The organism is Bradyrhizobium sp. 159, from assembly GCF_023073795.1.
GTDB lineage: Bacteria > Pseudomonadota > Alphaproteobacteria > Rhizobiales > Xanthobacteraceae > Bradyrhizobium.
Window position 1 is genome coordinate 186621 of the sequence record NZ_JADPKE010000090.1, and the last position, 18429, is coordinate 205049.

Consider the following 18429-nt stretch of genomic DNA (forward strand, 5'->3'; position numbering starts at 1 on the left):
GTTGCAAATGAGTTGCAATAAGAAGCAAGTTGGGTATTCTGCCGGCATGGATGCCCAATCACCCCATCTGACCCGAGACTTGAGCCAAGACGCCGCCGGCTGGCGCACCGATGCGCCCACCACCAAGAGCCTCGCCGAGGTCAATTCCACAATTGCCATTCCGGCCGCCGGCCGCTGGTGGCGGCGGCTGCTGGCGTTCGTCGGTCCGGGCTATCTCGTCTCGGTCGGCTACATGGATCCCGGCAACTGGGCGACCGACCTCGCCGGCGGATCGAAGTTCGGCTACACGCTGCTCTCGGTCATCCTGCTCTCGAATTTGATGGCGATCCTGCTGCAGTCGCTGGCAGCGCGGCTCGGCATCGTCACCGACCGCGACCTCGCGCAGGCCTGCCGCGCGACCTATTCGCCCGTGGTGAACTTCCTGCTCTGGCTTGCCTGCGAGGCGGCGATCATCGCGTGCGACCTCGCCGAAGTCATCGGCACCGCGATCGCGCTGAAGCTGCTGTTCGGCATTCCCCTGATCGGCGGCGCGCTGCTCGCCGCGCTCGACGCTTTCCTGCTGCTGCTCCTGATGAATCGCGGCTTCCGTTTCCTCGAAGCGTTCGTGATCGCGCTGCTTGGCGTCATCGCGGTCTGCTTCGCGGTCCAGATCGTGGCTGCGGCGCCGCCGGTCGCGGAGGTGCTGCGTGGCTTTGTGCCGAAGACCGAGATCTTCACCAATTCCGAGATGCTCTACATCGCGATCGGCATCATCGGCGCAACCGTGATGCCGCATAATCTCTACCTGCACTCCTCGATCGTGCAGACGCGCGCCTATGAGCGCAATGACGCTGGCCGGCGCGAGGCGATCAAATGGGCGACGACGGACTCGACCATCGCCCTGATGCTGGCGCTGTTCATCAATGCCGCCATCCTTATCGTCGCTGCTGCGACCTTCCACAGAAGCGGCCATTCCGACGTCGCCGAGATCGGCCAGGCTTTTGAACTGCTATCGCCGCTGCTCGGTCTCGGCATCGCCTCGACGCTGTTCGCGGTGGCGCTGCTCGCCTCCGGCCTCAATTCAACGGTTACGGCGACGCTCGCCGGCCAGATCGTGATGGAAGGCTTTCTCGATCTGCGTCTGCCGAGCTGGGCGCGCCGCCTGCTCACGCGCGGCATTGCCATCATTCCCGTGATCGTCGTCACCGCGATCTATGGCGAGCGCGGCACGGCCGATTTGCTGGTGTTCAGCCAGGTCGTGCTGTCGATGCAACTGCCATTCGCCGTCATCCCGCTGGTTCGCTTCGTCTCCGACCGCCGCAAGATGGGGAAGTTCGCGATTCCGATGTCAGTCGCCGCGATCGCGTGGATCGTCGCAGGCGTAATCGTTGTTTTGAACGTGAAGCTGCTGGCGGATACGCTGTTCGGGTGAGTGTCCGCCGAATGCACAGCTGTCGTCGCCTGGCTTGACCGCGCGGCCCGTACTCGGTGAAGCCTGCGATCGAACGGAGAAGCCGCGGCGCACTGGATGCCTCGCATTCGCGGGCATGACACCAGTGCGCGTCGGCTAAATTAATCCTGCGGCTCGGATGCCACATCCCCCTGCGCGTCGACGCGTAGCCAGCCTGAGGGCGCGAGGCGCTGCTGCGGCAGGAAGCGGGCCTTGTAGTCCATCTTCTTCGAGCCCTCGATCCAGTAGCCGAGATAGACGTAGGGCAGCCCTTGCCGGCGCGCGCGGGCGATGTGGTCGAGGATCATGAAGGTGCCCATCGAGCGGCTGACCTGGCTCGGCTCGAAGAACGAATAGACCATCGACAGCCCGTCGCTGAGCACGTCGGTCAGCGCCACCGCGATCAGTTCCTCGCCGCGGCCGGTGAGGCCGCTGTCGGGGCCGCGCTTGCGGTACTCGATGATGCGGGTCTCGACATGGCTGTCCTCGACCATCATGGCGTAGTCGAGCACGGTCATGTCGGCCATGCCGCCATGGCGATGGCGGGCATCGAGATAGGCGCGGAATATCGAATATTGCTCGGAGGTGGGAACGGCGCTGCGCTGCTCGCCGATGATGTCGGCGTTGCGCGCCAGCACTTTCCTGAAGTTGCGGGACGGCCGGAACTCGTTGGCGACGACCCGAACCGAGACGCAGGCGCGGCACTGGTCGCAGGCGGGACGGTACGCAATCGACTGGCTGCGGCGGAACCCGCCATGGGTCAGGAGATCGTTGAGGTCACCGGCGCGCTCACCCACGAGGTGCGTAAACACCTTGCGCTCATGCCGGCCCGGCAGATAGGGGCACGGGGAGGGCGCCGTGAGGTAAAATTGCGGGGTATCGCGCGAGTGCTGGGTCAAGGGACGTCGTGGGCCTCCGAACTGTGTGTCAGCATCGCGCTACGGAAGCTCCGGGTCAATTGGCCTGCTCGGCAGATCAGATCAGTCAGCTTAGAAGATCCGGGTTGATAGGTCCTTGATCAGGACGTCCTTGCGGCCTGGGGCGCGGGTACGCGGACCGAATTGTTGATCACGACCGTTCCCAAGACGAAATCATGCAGCAGGCGACGGCGGCCGTTGAACAGGCCGACCAGCACCACGAAGGGCGACAGGAACGAGACGGTCACCCAGAACAGCACCGCATGGGTGGCGCCGAGCACGAAGTAGCCGGGCGCGCCGTACCAGGTGCGCAGTTCCAGATCCATCAGGCGCATGCCCACTGTCGCGGAGGAAGGGCCGCCGATGCTGGCGCCGTAATAGACGATGGCCCAGACCACCGAGGCCGGCCAGGCGATCCAGAACAGCGCCCAGCCGATGCCGAGCGTGACCACACCGAACAAGGCGATGAAGATATAGCCGAGGATCACCGGCACCGAGATCACGACCATGTCGACCAGGAAGGCGAACACCCGCCGCGTCGCAACACCGCGGAACAGCTCCGGATGCAGATAGGGATCGTAGGCGTGCGGCTGCACGCCGCTGTCGTTGCGCCAGGCGCCTGAATTGCCCGAGTCCGACATGTCCGTTCTCCCAGCGAACCCCCGTGGCAGGACATGGGAACAGGCCGTTCGCATGCCAAGGGCGCGCTGGGATCAACAAGCGAAAATATTCCGGCAATTCGGCGGCGGAGCGGCGCGGAGGCCGCGCTGGCGCGACGCTTCCGTCGTCCTGGCCAAGACCAGGACAGGTGGCCGGCCTTCGCCGGGACGACATCAAAGAGGCGGTGGGCGTTTATGACCCCTGCGCCCGCAGCTTCTCCGCGACCTTCGGCGCAAAGTAGCTCAGCACACCGTCGGCGCCGGCGCGCTTGAAGGCGAGCAGGCTTTCCATCATCGCGCGCTCGCCGTCGAGCCAGCCGTTATTGGCCGCGGCCGCGATCATCGCGTATTCGCCGGAGACCTGGTAGGCGAAGGTCGGCATCGCAAAAGTATCCTTCACACGGCGGACCACGTCCAGATAAGGCATGCCGGGCTTCACCATCACCATGTCGGCGCCCTCGGCGATGTCGAGCTCGACCTCGCGCAGTGCTTCGTCGCTATTGGCGCTGTCCATCTGGTAGGTGCGCTTGTCGCCGGTGAGTGTCTTGGCCGAGCCGATGGCGTCGCGGAACGGGCCATAGAAGGCGGAAGCGTATTTGGCCGCATAGGCCATGATCTGCACGTCGAGCAGGCCTGAGCAGTCGAGCCCCTCGCGGATCGCGGCGACGCGGCCGTCCATCATGTCCGACGGCGCGATGATGTCGCAGCCGGCTTCGGCCTGCACCAGGGCCTGGCGCACCAGCACCGCGACCGTCTCGTCGTTCAAGATCTTGCCGTCGGAGATCAGGCCGTCATGACCGTGACTGGTGAAGGGATCGAGCGCGACGTCGCAGAGAATGCCGATCTCCGGAAACTCCTTCTTGATCGCGCGCACAGTTTGGCAGACCAGATTGTTCGGGTTGGTCGCTTCCGATCCTTCCTCGTCGCGTAAGGACGGGTCGGTATAGGGAAACAGCGCGATACAGGGGATGGTGAGCTTCATGGCGCGCTCGGCCTCGCGCACCGCCTGGTCGACGCTGAGGCGGTCGACGCCGGGCATGGAGGCGACGGGCTCGCGCTTGTCGCTGCCGTCGATCAGGAACAGCGGCCAGATCAGATCATCCGTGGTGATGGCATTCTCGCGCACCATGCGCCGGGCCCACTCGGCCTTGCGGTTGCGGCGCGGGCGGACGGTCAGATCGAGGGCAGGGGAGGCGCTAGCGCCATCCCGGCGCGAAACCTCGCGCAGTTCGATCGGACGTCCGTATTTGATCGCCATCACTCTTCCTCCGGCTGGAATTATTCTTATACCAGCTCGCATGGTTCCCGTCACCGCGGCTTGACCTGCCGCAAGGGATGGCAGCCGATTGATTTTGCGAGGCGAAGCAGCCAGAAGGGGGCCATGTCCGAGATTTCCACACGCGATGCGGCCCGCGACAGCGCCCGGGACAATGCCAGAGACAGCGCCAGGGATAGCGCGATGTCGGTGGCGGCGATCTCGTCGGAGCGCTCTGCGTCCGATGACAATGTCTGGACGCGCCGGCTCGTGCTGTTCCTGCGTGTGATGGCGCTGCTCTCGATCCTGAAGGGTCTCTATCACTGGGCGCAAGTGACGGGTTTCGTCGGCGGCGACGACGAGGCCTTCGAGAACCAGGCGATGGCCTGGCAGGCCGCAACCGTCTACTTCGCCGTGATCGAGCTCGTCGCAGCAGTTGGTCTCTGGCTGGCGACGCCCTGGGGCGCTGTGGTGTGGCTGACGACCGTGGTGTCGATGGCGGTGATCGAGCTGATGTTTCCCGGCATCTACGGCGGCAGCCTGGTCGTGGTCGGTGTCGAAGCGTTCATGCTCGCCGCCTATCTCGCGCTCGCCTGGATGGCTGCGCGGGAACGACCGCCGTAGCGCGTTTCGCGGAAATGCTCTCGTGCCCGGGCGCAATGCAGCGCGCTGCATTTGCGGCGTAATGCTTGTAGAGCCGCGCCGCATCTTTTTACGGTCCCGATTATGGCATCTGAGTCCCGGCTCTGCGCCCTGCTTCGCGGCGCTTGTCAGGACAAGAGATGTTGCACTTGGTTGACCGTTGGTTGCCTAAAATTTGCGGTAAGTTTTCGTTGACCAGCATTGTTCCGCCACAGCTGTTACGCCCGCGTTTCGAAACGGGGCGCCGCTGTGCTGGAATGCGACAAGGGGGCGGACGGAGGGTGAACAGGACCTTGCGAGGGTCAACAGAGTGTTGCGAAAAGTGCTTGTAGTACAGGCTTAATCCGCAATTCACTGTCTTAAATTCATGATCTCTTTATTCTCTTATTTAAGCCGTTCTTCAAACGAGCCCCTTAAGTTGCACCTATCAGGCGGGACACAAGTTTCGTCGAATAAGTGTCGATAAAAACGACAACAGGGGAAGTGTCATGATGAAAGCCGTCGCAACTGCGGCAGATACCGCAGAGCGCGTCTCCGGCCAGCAGGGTTCGGTGCAGTCGCTCTATCTGGAAGCTTTGACTCTGGTGGAGCGGCTGCATCGCCGGCTCCTCGACGTGATCAAGGACGAGTTCGATCGCCGCGGCCGTGCGGACATCAACTCGGTCCAGGCGCTCTTGCTCTACAACATCGGTGACAAGGAGCTGACCGCGGGCGAGCTGCGCACGCGCGGTTACTATCTCGGCTCCAACGTCTCCTACAATCTGAAGAAGCTCGTCGAGCTCGGTTTCCTCGATCATCAGCGGTCGCGCGTTGATCGCCGCTCGGTGCGCATCCGCCTGACCCCGCAGGGCCAGGAAGTCCGCCGCATAGTCGATGCGCTCTACCAGAAGCACGTCAAGACGGTGGAGCAGGTCGGCGGCATCTCGGGCGAGGAGTTCTCGACCCTCAACAAGTCGCTGCACCGCCTCGAGCGGTTCTGGACCGACCAGATCCTGTATCGGCTCTGAGTTCCAAGGGATTAAGGCCAAGCCGGCCCCAAACAAGACCGGCAAACCGCCCGAACGTGCCTCAACTTCCCCAGAGCGCCGGCCCGGATTCGTCCGGACCGGTGCGCTTTACTTTTTGCGCTGCGAAGAAAATGTCTCGCCGTGAGGAACCAGTTCCGGGCTCGGCGCTTATCTCCTTCGGATCGGAGAAACGTCGATGCTGGTCGAGCGTGGGCTTCAGGCGCTGAACGTGGAACTTGTGAGCGAAGCCTACGCCATTGCCGCCAACTACCTTCGCCGCTCCGGCGCGATCCCAGATTCCCTCGTCACCGACGAGCGCCTGCTCGGGATCATCGTCAAGCTGCTCCAGCAGGGCGAATTCAACAAGATCAGGCTCGCCAACAAGGCGATCACCAGGTTTGAGATGCAGTCCGAGGCTCGAGCGGTTGCCTGATCAAAACTCCCAAAATTCGAGAGAACCAGAGGGTGCCATGGAAGCCGCCATCGACCGCATCATGCAGACCTATGACCTGCTCGCCAACCGCACCGCGGCGGCAAGCGAGGAGGCACGGGCCAAGGTCACGAACTATCTCAATACTTTGATGGAGGCCGGCGAGAAGGACCCGCACCGCTTGACGGTCTGCGGCCTGACTTATCTGCGGCAGCTCGACGGCAGCGTGGACCCCGTGAAAGCGGGGTATACCGGGCTCTAAAACGACGCCGGCTGCGGCCGCCGGCCGTTGGCGCGACGTGCGGTCCAAAGTGGTCCTGTCCGGACATTCGCGGAGGAGCGGTTCTATGAAACCGCTCCAATGCCGAAAACCTCCAATCCCCACCATATCTTGCACAAATCTCAGGCCCGACCCGCAAATGCTTGGCCGGGAGCGGGCAATGTGGTAGATCGCGCATTGCTTCCGACCGCCACACCAGACCCGCCCGTAGCCCGCCAACAGGCTGCGGCGGTGGAGATATTCGCAAGATGACCTCAGCCAAAACCGCTTCCGCGCCCGATTCGTTTTTCACCGCCTCGCTCGAGCAGGCCGACCCGGACATCGCCGCCGCCATCAAGGGCGAGCTGGGCCGGCAGCGCCATGAGGTCGAGCTGATCGCCTCCGAGAACATCGTCAGCCGGGCCGTGCTGGAAGCGCAGGGTTCGGTGATGACCAACAAATATGCGGAAGGCTATCCGGGCGCGCGCTACTACGGCGGTTGTGAGTGGGTCGACGTCGCCGAAAACCTTGCGATCGATCGCGCCAAGAAGCTGTTCGGCGCCAACTTTGCCAACGTGCAACCGAACTCTGGCAGCCAGATGAATCAGGCGGTGTTCCTGGCGCTGCTCCAGCCGGGCGACACCTTCATGGGACTTGATCTTGCGGCCGGCGGCCATCTCACCCACGGCTCGCCCGTCAACATGAGCGGCAAGTGGTTCAAGGCCGCGCACTACACCGTGCGCCGCGAGGACCAGATCATCGACATGGACGCGGTCGCCAAGCAGGCCGAAGAGGTCAAGCCGAAGCTGATCGTCGCGGGCGGCTCGGCCTATTCTCGCGCCTGGGACTTCAAGCGTTTCCGCGAGATCGCCGATAGTGTCGGCGCGTATCTGCTGGTCGACATGGCTCACTTCGCCGGCCTCGTCGCCGGCGGCGTGCACGCCTCGCCGGTGCCCTATGCCCACGTCACCACCACCACGACGCACAAATCGCTGCGCGGTCCGCGTGGCGGCCTGATGCTCTGGAACGACGAGACGCTGACCAAGAAGCTAAACGGGGCGATTTTCCCGGGCCTGCAGGGAGGTCCCCTGATGCATGTGATCGCGGCGAAGGCGGTCGCCTTCGGCGAAGCGCTGCGTCCGGACTTCAAGGTCTACGCCAAGAACGTCGTCGAGAATGCCAAGGCGCTGGCCGAGGCGATGAAGAGCCATGGGTTCGATATTGTCTCGGGCGGCACCGACAACCATCTGATGCTCGTTGACCTCAGGCCGAAGGGCCTGAAGGGCAACGTCTCGGAGAAGGCGCTGGTCCGCGCCGCCATCACCTGCAACAAGAACGGCATTCCGTTCGATCCCGAAAAGCCGTTCGTCACCTCCGGCCTCCGCCTCGGCACTCCGGCCGCGACCACCCGTGGTTTCGGTGTCGCCGAATTCCAGCAGGTCGGCGGCATGATCGCCGAAGTGCTCAACGCGATCGCACAATCCGACGACGGCAAGGCGCCGCTCGTGGAAGCGGCGATCAAGGAACGGGTCAAGGCGCTCACCGACCGGTTCCCGATCTACCAGTAAGGTCAAGGTACACGGATGCGCTGCCCGAACTGCAACAGTCTCGATACGCAGGTAAAGGACTCGCGTCCGACCGAGGATTCGTCCGTCATCCGCAGGCGGCGCGTGTGCGTCGCCTGCAATTTCCGCTTCACCACCTTCGAGCGCGTGCAGCTGCGCGAGCTCACAGTGATCAAGCGCAACGGCCGCCGCGTGCCGTTCGACCGCGACAAGCTGATGCGCTCGGTGCAGATCTCACTGCGCAAGCGGCAGGTCGAGCCGGAACGGGTGGAGAAGATGGTCTCCACCATCGTGCGCGAGCTCGAGACCGGCGGCGAGGCGGAGATCTCCTCCGAGGTGATCGGCGAGACCGTGATGGAGCATCTGCGCACGCTCGACGACGTCGCCTATGTGCGCTTTGCTTCCGTCTACCGCAATTTCCGCGAGGCCAAGGATTTCGCCGACGTGCTCGGCGAGCTCTCCGGTGAGGAGGAAGCGCGGCTCGCCGCGATCCGCAAATGATCTTCCGCATCCTGGAAGATCAGTTCGCGCAGAAGGCCCGTGAGGCCAAGGATGCGGATCTCCGCTTCATGCAGCTTGCGCTGGCGCTTGGGCGCCGCGGGCAGGGCCGCACCTGGCCTAATCCGGCCGTGGGCGCGGTCATCGTCAAGGACGGCGTGATCGTCGGTCGCGGCTGGACACAGCCTGGCGGGCGGCCGCATGGCGAGCCCGAAGCCTTGCGGCGGGCAGGCGAAGCGGCGCTCGGCGCCACGCTTTACGTCACACTGGAGCCGTGCTCGCATTTCGGCAAGTCGCCGCCTTGCGCCGATGCGGTGATCGCCGCCGGGATCGCGCGGGTCGTGGCGGCGATCGAGGATCCCAATCCTGAAGTCGGCGGCCAGGGTCATGCGCGCTTGCGGGCAGCCGGCATAACGGTGGACGTCGGTCTCTGCGCGGCAGAGGCTGCGTTCGATCACGCCGGGCATTTCCGTCGCATCCGGGACAAGCGTCCGCACGTGATCCTGAAGCTTGCGGTCTCGCCTGACGACAAGATCGGTGCGGCCGGCGGCAAGCCGGTCGCGATCACCGGCGAGGCGGTGCGCAATCGCGTGCACCTCTTGCGCGCTCAGAGCGATGCCATCCTGGTCGGCATCGGCACGGTGCTGGCGGACGATCCGATGCTCACCTGCCGCCTGCCGGGCATGGGGGCGCGCTCGCCGGTGCGGGTCGTGCTCGATCAGAGCCTGCGCATTCCCGGCGCGAGCAAGCTTGTCCGCACTGCGCGAGAAACACCGCTCTGGGTGGTGAGTTCTGAACTCGCCGAAGCCGCAGCCGCCACACGGCTTGGCGCGGCCGGTGCGCAAATGTTGCGTGTGCCGTCGGTCGGTGCATCAGGACTCGATCTCACGGCCGTGCTGCATGCGCTGGCTGAGAAAGGCATCACGCGGCTGATGGTCGAAGGCGGCAGCCGTGTCGCCGCGTCCTTCGTCGCGGCCGACCTCGCCGACGAAATCTGGCTGTTCCGCGGCACGGAAGAGGTGGGCTCTGGCGGCGTCGATGCGCTCGATGCATTGCCCCTGTCGAAAATCACGCAGTCGCGGGCCTACAAGGTTCATGCTAGCGAGACATTCGACAAGGATACTCTCACCGTTTACGAGCGCTCGTAATGTTCACTGGCATTGTCACCGATATCGGCGAGATCGTCAGTTTCACGCCGACGGCGCAGGGGCAGCTGCACCGTCTGCGCATCGCCTGCAATTATGATCGCGCCACCATCGCCGATGGCGCCTCGATCGCCTGCAACGGCGTCTGCCTCACCGTGGTCGCCTCCGGCGTTCAGGCGGGCAAGACGTGGTTCGACGTCGATGCCGCCGCCGAGACGCTGGCGCTGACGACCGCAAAACACTGGAAGGTCGGCACACGGCTGAACCTCGAGCGGGCGCTGAAGATCGGCGACGAGCTCGGCGGTCATATCGTCGCCGGCCATGCCGACGGTGTCGCGACGCTGCTCAGCCGCGAGGACCTGCCCGAGATGGCGAGGTTCGAGCTCTCGACGACGCGCGAGCTGGCGCGCTTCATCGCCACCAAGGGCTCGATCACGCTCGACGGAGTCTCGCTGACCGTCAATACAGTGAAGGACGTGACCTTTTCGGTGCTTATCATCCCGCACACGCTGACGGTGACGACGATCGGCGGCTGGAAAGCGGGGGACGAGGTCAATATCGAGGTCGATCTGATGGCTCGCTACGCGGCGCGGCTGACGGAAATGACGGCGTAGCCGTCATTCCGGGGCGATGCGTTAGCATCGAACCCGGAATCTCGAGATTCCGGGTTCGGCTCTTCGAGCCGCCCCGGAATGACCATGTCTTTAGAACTTGGCTTACCTGCTTCCGGCGACTACATAGCGCCGACCCTTTCGAAACGGATTGAACGATGGCAGACGCGCGGCGCGCACCCCTGAAAGACCAGACCGACATTTCCGGCGCCCGCGCGCTGATTGTCGAAGCGCGGTTCTATGACGATCTCCAGGACGCGCTTCTCGACGGCGCAATCGCCGAGCTGAAGGCGGCCGGCCTGACGCATGACGTCATCACGGTTCCCGGCGCGCTGGAAATTCCGGCGGCGGTCGCCATCGCGGTCGACGCGGCTGCGGCGAACGGCAAGCCCTATGACGCAGTGATCGCGCTCGGCTGCGTCATCCGCGGCGACACCATTCATTTCGAGATCGTCTCGCAGGAATCCTCGCGCGCGCTGATGGATCTTGCCGTGGCGCGAAAGCTGCCGCTCGGCAACGGCATTCTCACCGTCAACACCGAAGCGCAGGCCTGGGCGCGGGCACGCGCCAGCGAGCTCAACAAAGGCGGCGATGCCGCACGTGCCGCGCTTGCGATGCTGCGCATCAAACGCCGTCTGGCGCAGGCCTGAGCCATGGCCGACAACAACAAAAAGCCGGCGGGTGCTCCGGAGAAGAAGGCGAACCGCCGCGGCGCGGCGCGGCTCGCCGCCGTCCAGGCGCTCTACCAGATGGACATCGCCGGTGCGGGCATCAACGACATTTTTGCGGAGTTCGAGAGCCACTGGCTCGGCAACGAGGTCGAGGGCGATACGTACCTTCCGGCGGAGGCCGCCTTCTTCCGCGACGTCGTCTCCGGCGTCGTGCGCGACCAGAAGAAGCTCGATCCGCTGATCGACGAGGCGCTGTCGAAGGGCTGGCCCCTGAAGCGGATCGAGGCGATCCTGCGTGCAGTGCTGCGGGCCGGGGCCTATGAGCTCCAGCACCGCAAGGACGTCCCGGGCCGCGTCGTGGTCTCCGAATATGTCGACGTCGCCAACGCTTTCGTCGACCGCGAGGAGACCGGCATGGTCAACGCAGTCCTCGACCAGATCGGCCGCCAGTTTCGCGGTGACGAGTTCGGGCGTGGGTAGCGATACCCTGGGGTGGTGAAGTGATGCGATATGATTGCCCCATATACCGGCGTCATCACCGGCGAATCCAGTACGCCGCGGCCTATCGATGTCGCCCGACCGTCTCTGGAATACCGGATCGCCCGGTCGCTTTTTTGATGACGCGCTTCGCGCTTTTCCCGGGCGATGACAGAGAGGGGTGAGGCTGGCGCCGATGGCAGACACGCAAAATCTCTCTGGCGAAGACTCCCTTATCGCGCGTTATTTCAAGCCGCTGGCGATCGATCCCGGCGCGTTCGGACTGGTCGACGATGCCGCGATCCTGAGATCGGCTGGCGAGGACATCGTCGTCACCACCGACGCGGTGGTGGAGGGCGTGCATTATCTTGCCATTGATCCCCCTGACACCATCGCGCGCAAGGCGCTGCGGGTGAACCTGTCCGATCTCGCGGCCAAGGGCGCGGTCCCAGCCGGATTCGTGCTGACGCTGGCATTGCGCAACAGGGAGGATGCCTGGCTGCGGCCGTTTGCGGATGCGCTCGGCGAGGACGCCAAGAGCTTCGCGTGCCCGCTGCTCGGCGGCGACACGGTGTCGACGCCGGGGCCGCAGATGATCTCGATCACCGCCTTCGGCCGCGTCCCGCAAGGACGAATGGTCGGTCGCATCGGCGCGCGGCCGGGCGAGCGCATTCTGGTGACGGGAACGATCGGCGATGCCGCGCTCGGCCTCGACGTGCTCACCGGCGGCGCTGCGGCCGGCGCGCTGACATCCGATCCCGCCGCACGGGATTTTCTGGTCTCGCGCTATCGCGTGCCGCGGCCGCGCAACGCGCTGGCGCAGGCCGTGCGCGATCACGCAACCGCCGCGATGGATGTCTCCGACGGGCTTGCGGGCGATCTCGCCAAACTTTGCGCAGCGTCCGGTGTCTCGGCCACCGTCGACGTGGCGAACGTACCGCTATCGGCTGCGGCAGCTGGCCTGGTCGCGCGGATGGCCGTTGGCATCCAGACGCTACTGGCCGGTGGCGACGATTACGAGGTGCTGTGCACCGCGCCGCCGGCGCAAAGCGATGCGCTGATCGCCTCGGGGCGGGCGGCTGGCCTTGCCGTCACGGCGATCGGCACGATTGTTGCGGGCCAAGAGCCGCCGCGCTTCCTTGATGGGCAGGGGCAGGAATTGACTTTGAAGCGCCTTTCGTACAGCCATTTCTAGGAATCGCTCCAAGCCGGCGCCAGACGCTCAGGGCCTGGCCTAAATACCTGCCGAGATCGGCTGTTTCGGCCTTATCCGGCGTTGCACCCTCAATTTGATTTTGGCAAGCTCGCAACCGACTGGGGCCGCCCCTTCGGGCAAGGGCGGCTTTGTTCAAAATCAAGGCGCCGCACCGCACGACGGAGAACAAAAGGCGCCGGGGGTACATCAAGGATCTGAGGCAAAAAATCACATGACAGCATTATGGTTGATAGTACTCTGCGGAGTGCTTTCCGTCGTCTACGCGATTTGGGCGACGTCTTCGGTGTTGAGCGCGGATGCGGGGTCGCCGCGCATGCAGGAGATCGCAGGAGCGGTGCGCGAAGGTGCACAGGCGTATCTGCGGCGCCAGTACACCACGATCGGTCTCGTCGGCATCGTCATCTTCGTGCTGCTTGCCTATTTCCTTGGGGTTTATGTCGCGATCGGTTTTGCCATCGGCGCCATCCTGTCGGGGGCGGCCGGCTTCATTGGCATGAACGTCTCGGTCCGCGCCAATGTGCGCACTGCCCAGGCCGCGACGACCTCGCTCGCCGGCGGCCTGGAGCTCGCCTTCAAGGCGGGCGCCATCACTGGCCTTCTGGTCGCCGGTCTCGCCCTGCTGGGCGTGACCCTCTATTTCGCCTTCCTGGTCCACTCGCTGAAGCTCGCGCCTGACAGCCGTGTCGTCGTCGACGCTCTGGTGGCGCTCGGCTTCGGCGCCTCGCTGATCTCGATCTTCGCTCGTCTTGGCGGCGGTATCTTCACCAAGGGGGCCGACGTCGGCGGCGACCTCGTCGGCAAGGTCGAGGCCGGCATCCCCGAGGATGACCCGCGCAACCCCGCCACGATCGCCGACAATGTCGGCGACAATGTCGGTGACTGCGCCGGCATGGCCGCCGACCTGTTCGAGACCTATGCGGTGACCGCGGTCGCCACCATGGTCTTGGCGGCGATCTTCTTCGCAAAGACGCCGATCCTCGCCAACATGATGACGCTGCCGCTCGCGATCGGCGGCATCTGCATCATCACCTCGATCATCGGCACCTTCTTCGTCAAGCTCGGGCCAAGCCAGTCGATCATGGGCGCGCTCTACAAGGGCCTGATCGCGACCGGCATCCTGTCCCTGATAGGCATCGCGCTGGTGATCTACTACTTGATCGGCTTCGGCAAGCTCGACGGCGTCGACTACACCGGCATGGCTCTGTTCGAATGCGGCGTGGTCGGCCTCGTCGTCACGGCGCTGATCATCTGGATCACCGAATACTACACCGGCACCGATTATCGACCGGTGAAGTCGATCGCCCAGGCCTCGGTGACCGGCCACGGCACCAACGTGATCCAGGGCCTCGCCGTCTCGATGGAAGCGACCGCGCTGCCCGCGATCGTCATCATCGCGGGCATCCTGGTCACCTACAGCCTCGCCGGGCTGTTCGGCATCGCGATCGCGACCGCCACCATGCTGGCGCTGGCCGGCATGATCGTCGCGCTCGACGCATTCGGTCCGGTCACCGACAATGCCGGTGGCATTGCCGAGATGGCGGGCCTGCCGAAGGAGGTGCGCAAGTCGACCGACGCGCTCGACGCGGTCGGCAACACCACCAAGGCGGTGACGAAGGGCTACGCGATCGGCTCGGCCGGTCTCGGTGCGCTGGTGCTGTTCGCGGCCTACAACCAGGACCTCAAGTTCTTCGTTGCCGACTCCGCGCGCCATCCCTACTTCGCCGGCGTCAATCCGGACTTCTCGCTCAACAATCCCTACGTGGTGGTGGGCCTGTTGTTCGGCGGCCTCTTGCCGTATCTGTTCGGCGCGATGGGCATGACGGCCGTCGGCCGTGCGGCCGGCGCGATCGTGGAAGAGGTGCGCCGGCAGTTCCGCGAGAAGCCCGGCATCATGCAGGGCACCGACAAGCCGGACTACGGCAAGGCGGTGGATCTGCTCACGAAAGCGGCGATCAAGGAGATGATCATCCCCTCGCTGCTGCCGGTGCTGTCGCCCATCGTCGTCTACTTCCTGATCTACGCGATCGCGGGCGGAGGTGCGGCCGGCAAGTCGGCGGCGTTCTCGGCGGTGGGCGCGATGCTGCTCGGCGTAATCGTGACGGGCCTGTTCGTCGCGATCTCCATGACCTCGGGCGGCGGCGCCTGGGACAACGCCAAGAAGTACATCGAGGACGGCCATTTCGGCGGCAAGGGCAGTGATGCCCACAAGTCGGCGGTGACCGGCGACACTGTCGGCGATCCCTACAAGGATACGGCCGGCCCCGCGGTGAACCCGATGATCAAGATCACGAACATCGTGGCCTTGCTGCTGCTGGCGATCTTGGCGCATTGAGCGGCGGAAGTGGAACGAGACAAAACCCCGCGGCGCGAGCCGCGGGGTTTTCTTTCTCATTGTCATTCCGGGGCGGTCCGCAGGACCGAACCCGGAATCTCGAGGTTCCGGGTTCGGCTCGTTGGAGCCGCCCCGGAATGACGCTGTGCGTTACTGCACGTCCATTTGCAGGCCTTCCTTCTGGATGATCGCGGCGAACTTCTTTGTCTCGGCATCCACGAAGACGGCGAATTGCTGCGGCGTGCCGTAGTCGGCGCGGGCCCCCATGGCGGCGATCTGCTTCTTGATGTCGTCGCGCTCCAGCATCGCCTTCACTTGGAGATTGAGCGCTTCGAGCACGGGCGCAGGGACGCCCTTCGGCAGGAAGACGGCGAACCAGGAGGAGACGTCGAAGTTCGCCAGCTCCGGCGCGCTCTCGCGCATGGTCGGCAGATTGGGCGCGAGCTCGCTGCGCTCGGTCGTGGTGACGCAGAGGCCGTTGAGCGTGCCGTTCTGCACCTGCGGCAGGCTCGGATAGAGATTGTCGAACAGGATCTGGATGTCGCCCGCGAGCGCGGCCTGGAGTGCGGGGCCCGCGCCGCGGAATGGGATGTGGGTCATCTTCAACCCGGTGAGCTGGAGGAACCAGGCGCCGGTGAGGTGAGGGCTCTGGCCGACGCCTGAGGAGGCGTAGCTGAGCTTGTCCGGATTGGCCTTCAGGTACGCGATCAGCTCGGGAATCGACTTGATGCCGGTCTTCGGATGCGCCGAGACGATGTTCGGAATCCGGATCATGTTGGAGACCGGCTGGAGCTGGTCCGGCTTGTAGGTGAGGTTCTTGAAAATGCTGTAGGCGATCGCGTTCGGCCCCGGATTGCCGATCAGGATGGTGTGACCATCGGGCTTGGCGCGGACCACCTCGGCTGTACCAATAGTGCCGCCACCGCCCGAGCGGTTCTCCACGACCGCCGACTGGCCCCAGGCAGTCTGCAGATGCGCGGCCAGGAGCCGGCCCATGACGTCGGTCGAGCCGCCAGCCGCCGCCGGCACGACGAGGCGAACGTTCTCGGTGGGCTTCCAGTCGGCCAGGCTCGATCGCGGCAGGATTGCTGCGGCCGAGAGGCCGGCAGCGCCAGCGAGCACACCACGACGGGACAAAAAAGTCTTGGGCACGAATCCACTCCCTGCTTCTCGTTTTGCAGCGAGCGTAGGGAACCCGACGCGCGACGGCAAGTCGCACGAAACGGCACGACGCCGCAGGCTCGAGCCGATTCCGGTGCAATCGGAACGGGTTCCAGATTCTTGTTTCACGCGTTTTCTTTACGCGAACCGGTATCCACTTGGCTCGAAAACGCTCTAAGGGCTCAGTTAAAGCTGAGCAGCTTGAATAGCGGGGCGAGGTAGCTCATCTCCTGACCCGACGTCGCCGTGGTGCGGCTGATGAAGTCGAAGATCTTGCCGTCCTGAAGGCCGTAATTCGCCAGCCGGCGCACGCGCCGGTTCTTGTCGAAATAGATCGCGATCACGCGTTGGTCGACCACCTTCTGGTTCATGAAGGCGACGGGGCGCTCGGAGCGCTGGGAGATGTAGTAGAACACCTCGCCGTCCAGGGTCGCGACGGTGGAGGGCGTGCCCATCACGATCAGCACCTGGTCCTGGCTCGCGCCAATCGGAATCTGCTCCAGTGCCCCAGGCGGCAGGATGTAGCCCTTCTGGAACTGCTCGCCGGTGCAACCCGCAAGCGCCGCGCCGACCAGGGTCGCGGCCGCGAGCATGCGCAGGCCGCGCCAGCGTGCGTAAAGGCCGCGCCGCTGACGTGCGCGCTGGCTGGTCTGGTTCGTTATCGTCATTGCGGAACTGATTCCGTCCCCTTGCGTCGCACGAGGCGCTGAAGTACCGGGCGGAGGCTCTGAATGCAACACGCGCGCGCCCGCTTGCGGAAACCACAATGCTTTGGCCGTTCAATCACTTCAGGAAACCCCGGCTAGCCCCGCGGGGCACCATCGAGGCCATCTATGGCATGATCGTGACGCAGGCGCGAGAACCCATATTTTACCGTGACTTGGGCGTGCCGGATACGGTTAACGGGCGTTTCGACCTGTTGCTGCTGCATCTTTGGCTGCTGCTGCGCCGCCTGCGGACGGTCCAGGGCGCCACCGAGCTGTCGCAGGCGCTGTTCGATCGGTTCTGCGAGGACATGGACGACAATCTGCGCGAGATGGGGGTGGGGGACCAGACCGTACCGAAGCGGATGCGGGCTTTTGGCGAGGCCTTCTATGGCCGCGTCCAGGCCTATGATCAGGCCATGGAGGGCGGCGGCGAGGCGCTGGCATCGTCGATCTGCAAGAATATCTTGAACGGGACCGGCATGGATCAGGCGAAGAGGCTCGCGGCTTATGCTCGGGACACGGAAGCCGATCTCGGCCGGACCGACGAGGCCGCGCTCTTGCGCGCGTCCTTCAAGTTTCCCCCGGCCCTCCCAGAGGATGTCACGCCATGAGCCGACCGACGACCGGATCCGAGCCCGATCCCTGGCGGGCGCCCGTCATCGTGGCGCAGGTCCCCGACACCGGCCTGCATCGCGTACTCGAGGCCTCGGCGGCCGAACGGCAGGCCATGGCCGAGCTCGCAGGCCTGCGGGAGATCCTGTCCGCCCATGCCAGCTTCGATGTCGTGCCGAAAAGCGGCGGGCGGATCCAGGTCACGGGGCTGGTCCGCGGCCGGATCGGCCAGACCTGCGTCGTCACGCTCGATCCAATCGAGAGCGAGATCGAGGAGGAGGTGGACATGATGTTCGCCCCCGAAGCCGAGGCGCGCCGGCTGGCCGACCTGATCGAAGAGGGGCGGGACGACGAGGCGCTGCCTGCGGTCGCCGACCCGCCGGAGGCGATCGTCAATGGCATCATCGACCTCGGCCGTCTCGCCACTGACGCGCTGTTTCTGGCGATCGATCCCTACCCGCGCAAGGAGGGGGCCGTGTTCGAGGCGGACGTCACCGCCCTCGATCCCGAGGACCATCCCTTCGCAGCCCTGAAGGCCCTGCAGGACAAGAAAAAGGGCAAATAGCTCGGCATTTGCGGCGGGACCGCTTCGGACCGGGCACAAGCCGTTTGCTGCGATGGTTTGAAGAACGGTTTCATCCGTTTGATTTCAATGCGTTTCCGGCCTGATTTGTCGGTCCGCTCGCGGATCGTCCTGAATGCAAAAGGCTGGGGGCAAGAGGTTGTTTCGGGGGTACAAAACGCTATTGTCGCGGCCCGTCCGGGTGCGGCGTGGCGCTCGGCCAATCGCCATGTCCGTGGCGAACCCATTTGCGGCCCCACTAGCTCAAGACCGC

At 64.7% G+C, this 18429-nt stretch carries 20 protein-coding genes; 15 read left to right on the top strand and 5 right to left on the bottom strand.

Annotated elements, in window-relative coordinates:
* Positions 1-46: 46 nt before the first annotated feature.
* Positions 47-1411, top strand: coding sequence for an Nramp family divalent metal transporter (locus tag IVA96_RS28735; protein WP_247277060.1), 1365 nt, complete (start codon positions 47-49; stop codon positions 1409-1411).
* A gap of 140 nt (positions 1412-1551) precedes the next feature.
* Here IVA96_RS28735 and IVA96_RS28740 read toward each other — a convergent pair whose 3' ends face one another.
* The 3 genes from IVA96_RS28740 to hemB all read right to left on the bottom strand — a co-directional run bounded on the left by IVA96_RS28740 (position 1552) and on the right by hemB (position 4263).
* Entirely contained in the window at positions 1552-2328 is a 777-nt protein-coding gene (locus tag IVA96_RS28740) for an arginyltransferase (protein ID WP_247277061.1), read from the bottom strand.
* A 119-nt stretch (positions 2329-2447) separates the two neighbouring features.
* A complete protein-coding gene (locus tag IVA96_RS28745; protein ID WP_247277062.1) occupies positions 2448-2987 on the bottom strand; it encodes an RDD family protein in 540 nt (179 codons plus the stop codon).
* Positions 2988-3198: 211 nt separating this feature from the next.
* On the bottom strand, positions 3199-4263 hold the full coding sequence (gene hemB, locus IVA96_RS28750; RefSeq protein ID WP_247277063.1) for a porphobilinogen synthase: 1065 nt from the start codon (positions 4261-4263) through the stop codon (positions 3199-3201).
* A 123-nt stretch (positions 4264-4386) separates the two neighbouring features.
* Between hemB and IVA96_RS28755 the strand changes: the two genes are divergently transcribed.
* The 12 genes from IVA96_RS28755 (at position 4387) to IVA96_RS28810 (ending at position 15113) form a co-directional block, all read left to right on the top strand.
* Positions 4387-4884 (top strand): DUF6163 family protein, encoded by a 498-nt coding sequence (locus IVA96_RS28755; RefSeq protein WP_247277064.1) that lies wholly within the window; start codon positions 4387-4389, stop codon positions 4882-4884.
* 506 nt (positions 4885-5390) lie between these two features.
* The gene (locus IVA96_RS28760) at positions 5391-5909 is read left to right on the top strand and encodes a MarR family winged helix-turn-helix transcriptional regulator (protein WP_018320040.1); all 519 of its coding nucleotides are present in this window, start codon (positions 5391-5393) and stop codon (positions 5907-5909) included.
* A 196-nt stretch (positions 5910-6105) separates the two neighbouring features.
* Positions 6106-6342, top strand: coding sequence for a hypothetical protein (locus tag IVA96_RS28765; RefSeq protein ID WP_247277065.1), 237 nt, complete (start codon positions 6106-6108; stop codon positions 6340-6342).
* Between the two features lie 37 nt (positions 6343-6379).
* Positions 6380-6601, top strand: coding sequence for a hypothetical protein (locus tag IVA96_RS28770; RefSeq protein WP_014494771.1), 222 nt, complete (start codon positions 6380-6382; stop codon positions 6599-6601).
* 266 nt (positions 6602-6867) lie between these two features.
* The gene (gene glyA / locus IVA96_RS28775; RefSeq protein WP_247277066.1) at positions 6868-8166 is read left to right on the top strand and encodes a serine hydroxymethyltransferase; all 1299 of its coding nucleotides are present in this window, start codon (positions 6868-6870) and stop codon (positions 8164-8166) included.
* Positions 8167-8181: 15 nt separating this feature from the next.
* A complete protein-coding gene (nrdR, locus tag IVA96_RS28780) occupies positions 8182-8664 on the top strand; it encodes a transcriptional regulator NrdR (protein WP_011087793.1) in 483 nt (160 codons plus the stop codon).
* Positions 8661-9809, top strand: coding sequence for a bifunctional diaminohydroxyphosphoribosylaminopyrimidine deaminase/5-amino-6-(5-phosphoribosylamino)uracil reductase RibD (gene ribD, locus IVA96_RS28785; RefSeq protein WP_247277067.1), 1149 nt, complete (start codon positions 8661-8663; stop codon positions 9807-9809). The genes nrdR and ribD overlap by 4 nt, the downstream gene beginning before the upstream one ends.
* A complete protein-coding gene (locus tag IVA96_RS28790) occupies positions 9809-10420 on the top strand; it encodes a riboflavin synthase (protein ID WP_247277068.1) in 612 nt (203 codons plus the stop codon). Before ribD ends, IVA96_RS28790 begins: the two co-directional genes overlap by 1 nt.
* A gap of 155 nt (positions 10421-10575) precedes the next feature.
* Positions 10576-11067: a 6,7-dimethyl-8-ribityllumazine synthase gene (gene ribH, locus IVA96_RS28795; RefSeq protein WP_247277069.1), complete on the top strand. Its 492-nt coding sequence runs from the start codon at positions 10576-10578 to the stop codon at positions 11065-11067.
* A gap of 3 nt (positions 11068-11070) precedes the next feature.
* On the top strand, positions 11071-11568 hold the full coding sequence (gene nusB / locus IVA96_RS28800; protein ID WP_027548253.1) for a transcription antitermination factor NusB: 498 nt from the start codon (positions 11071-11073) through the stop codon (positions 11566-11568).
* A gap of 193 nt (positions 11569-11761) precedes the next feature.
* A complete protein-coding gene (gene thiL / locus IVA96_RS28805; RefSeq protein WP_247277070.1) occupies positions 11762-12760 on the top strand; it encodes a thiamine-phosphate kinase in 999 nt (332 codons plus the stop codon).
* Positions 12761-12992: 232 nt separating this feature from the next.
* A complete protein-coding gene (locus IVA96_RS28810) occupies positions 12993-15113 on the top strand; it encodes a sodium-translocating pyrophosphatase (RefSeq protein WP_247277071.1) in 2121 nt (706 codons plus the stop codon).
* A gap of 150 nt (positions 15114-15263) precedes the next feature.
* Here IVA96_RS28810 and IVA96_RS28815 read toward each other — a convergent pair whose 3' ends face one another.
* Positions 15264-16265, bottom strand: coding sequence for a tripartite tricarboxylate transporter substrate binding protein (locus IVA96_RS28815; protein ID WP_247277072.1), 1002 nt, complete (start codon positions 16263-16265; stop codon positions 15264-15266).
* Positions 16266-16456: 191 nt separating this feature from the next.
* Complete coding sequence (locus tag IVA96_RS28820) at positions 16457-16942, bottom strand: outer membrane protein assembly factor BamE (RefSeq protein WP_247277073.1); 486 nt, start codon at positions 16940-16942, stop codon at positions 16457-16459.
* 98 nt (positions 16943-17040) lie between these two features.
* Here IVA96_RS28820 and IVA96_RS28825 point away from each other — a divergent pair, with 98 nt between their 5' ends.
* The gene (locus tag IVA96_RS28825) at positions 17041-17592 is read left to right on the top strand and encodes a ubiquinol-cytochrome C chaperone family protein (protein ID WP_247277074.1); all 552 of its coding nucleotides are present in this window, start codon (positions 17041-17043) and stop codon (positions 17590-17592) included.
* Positions 17589-18158 (top strand): DUF177 domain-containing protein, encoded by a 570-nt coding sequence (locus IVA96_RS28830; protein ID WP_247277075.1) that lies wholly within the window; start codon positions 17589-17591, stop codon positions 18156-18158. Before IVA96_RS28825 ends, IVA96_RS28830 begins: the two co-directional genes overlap by 4 nt.
* Positions 18159-18429 lie beyond the last annotated feature (271 nt).

Bases quoted from the DNA above. Each gene is read 5' to 3' on its own strand.
- IVA96_RS28735 (WP_247277060.1), top strand. From the start codon at position 47: ATGGATGCCCAATCACCCCATCTGACCCGAGACTTGAGCCAAGACGCC.
- IVA96_RS28745 (WP_247277062.1), bottom strand. From the start codon at position 2,987: ATGTCGGACTCGGGCAATTCAGGCGCCTGGCGCAACGACAGCGGCGTG.
- hemB (WP_247277063.1), bottom strand. From the start codon at position 4,263: ATGGCGATCAAATACGGACGTCCGATCGAACTGCGCGAGGTTTCGCGC.
- IVA96_RS28755 (WP_247277064.1), top strand. From the start codon at position 4,387: ATGTCCGAGATTTCCACACGCGATGCGGCCCGCGACAGCGCCCGGGAC.
- IVA96_RS28760 (WP_018320040.1), top strand. From the start codon at position 5,391: ATGATGAAAGCCGTCGCAACTGCGGCAGATACCGCAGAGCGCGTCTCC.
- IVA96_RS28765 (WP_247277065.1), top strand. From the start codon at position 6,106: ATGCTGGTCGAGCGTGGGCTTCAGGCGCTGAACGTGGAACTTGTGAGC.
- IVA96_RS28770 (WP_014494771.1), top strand. From the start codon at position 6,380: ATGGAAGCCGCCATCGACCGCATCATGCAGACCTATGACCTGCTCGCC.
- glyA (WP_247277066.1), top strand. From the start codon at position 6,868: ATGACCTCAGCCAAAACCGCTTCCGCGCCCGATTCGTTTTTCACCGCC.
- nrdR (WP_011087793.1), top strand. From the start codon at position 8,182: ATGCGCTGCCCGAACTGCAACAGTCTCGATACGCAGGTAAAGGACTCG.
- ribD (WP_247277067.1), top strand. From the start codon at position 8,661: ATGATCTTCCGCATCCTGGAAGATCAGTTCGCGCAGAAGGCCCGTGAG.
- IVA96_RS28790 (WP_247277068.1), top strand. From the start codon at position 9,809: ATGTTCACTGGCATTGTCACCGATATCGGCGAGATCGTCAGTTTCACG.
- ribH (WP_247277069.1), top strand. From the start codon at position 10,576: ATGGCAGACGCGCGGCGCGCACCCCTGAAAGACCAGACCGACATTTCC.
- nusB (WP_027548253.1), top strand. From the start codon at position 11,071: ATGGCCGACAACAACAAAAAGCCGGCGGGTGCTCCGGAGAAGAAGGCG.
- thiL (WP_247277070.1), top strand. From the start codon at position 11,762: ATGGCAGACACGCAAAATCTCTCTGGCGAAGACTCCCTTATCGCGCGT.
- IVA96_RS28810 (WP_247277071.1), top strand. From the start codon at position 12,993: ATGACAGCATTATGGTTGATAGTACTCTGCGGAGTGCTTTCCGTCGTC.
- IVA96_RS28820 (WP_247277073.1), bottom strand. From the start codon at position 16,942: ATGACGATAACGAACCAGACCAGCCAGCGCGCACGTCAGCGGCGCGGC.
- IVA96_RS28825 (WP_247277074.1), top strand. From the start codon at position 17,041: ATGCTTTGGCCGTTCAATCACTTCAGGAAACCCCGGCTAGCCCCGCGG.
- IVA96_RS28830 (WP_247277075.1), top strand. From the start codon at position 17,589: ATGAGCCGACCGACGACCGGATCCGAGCCCGATCCCTGGCGGGCGCCC.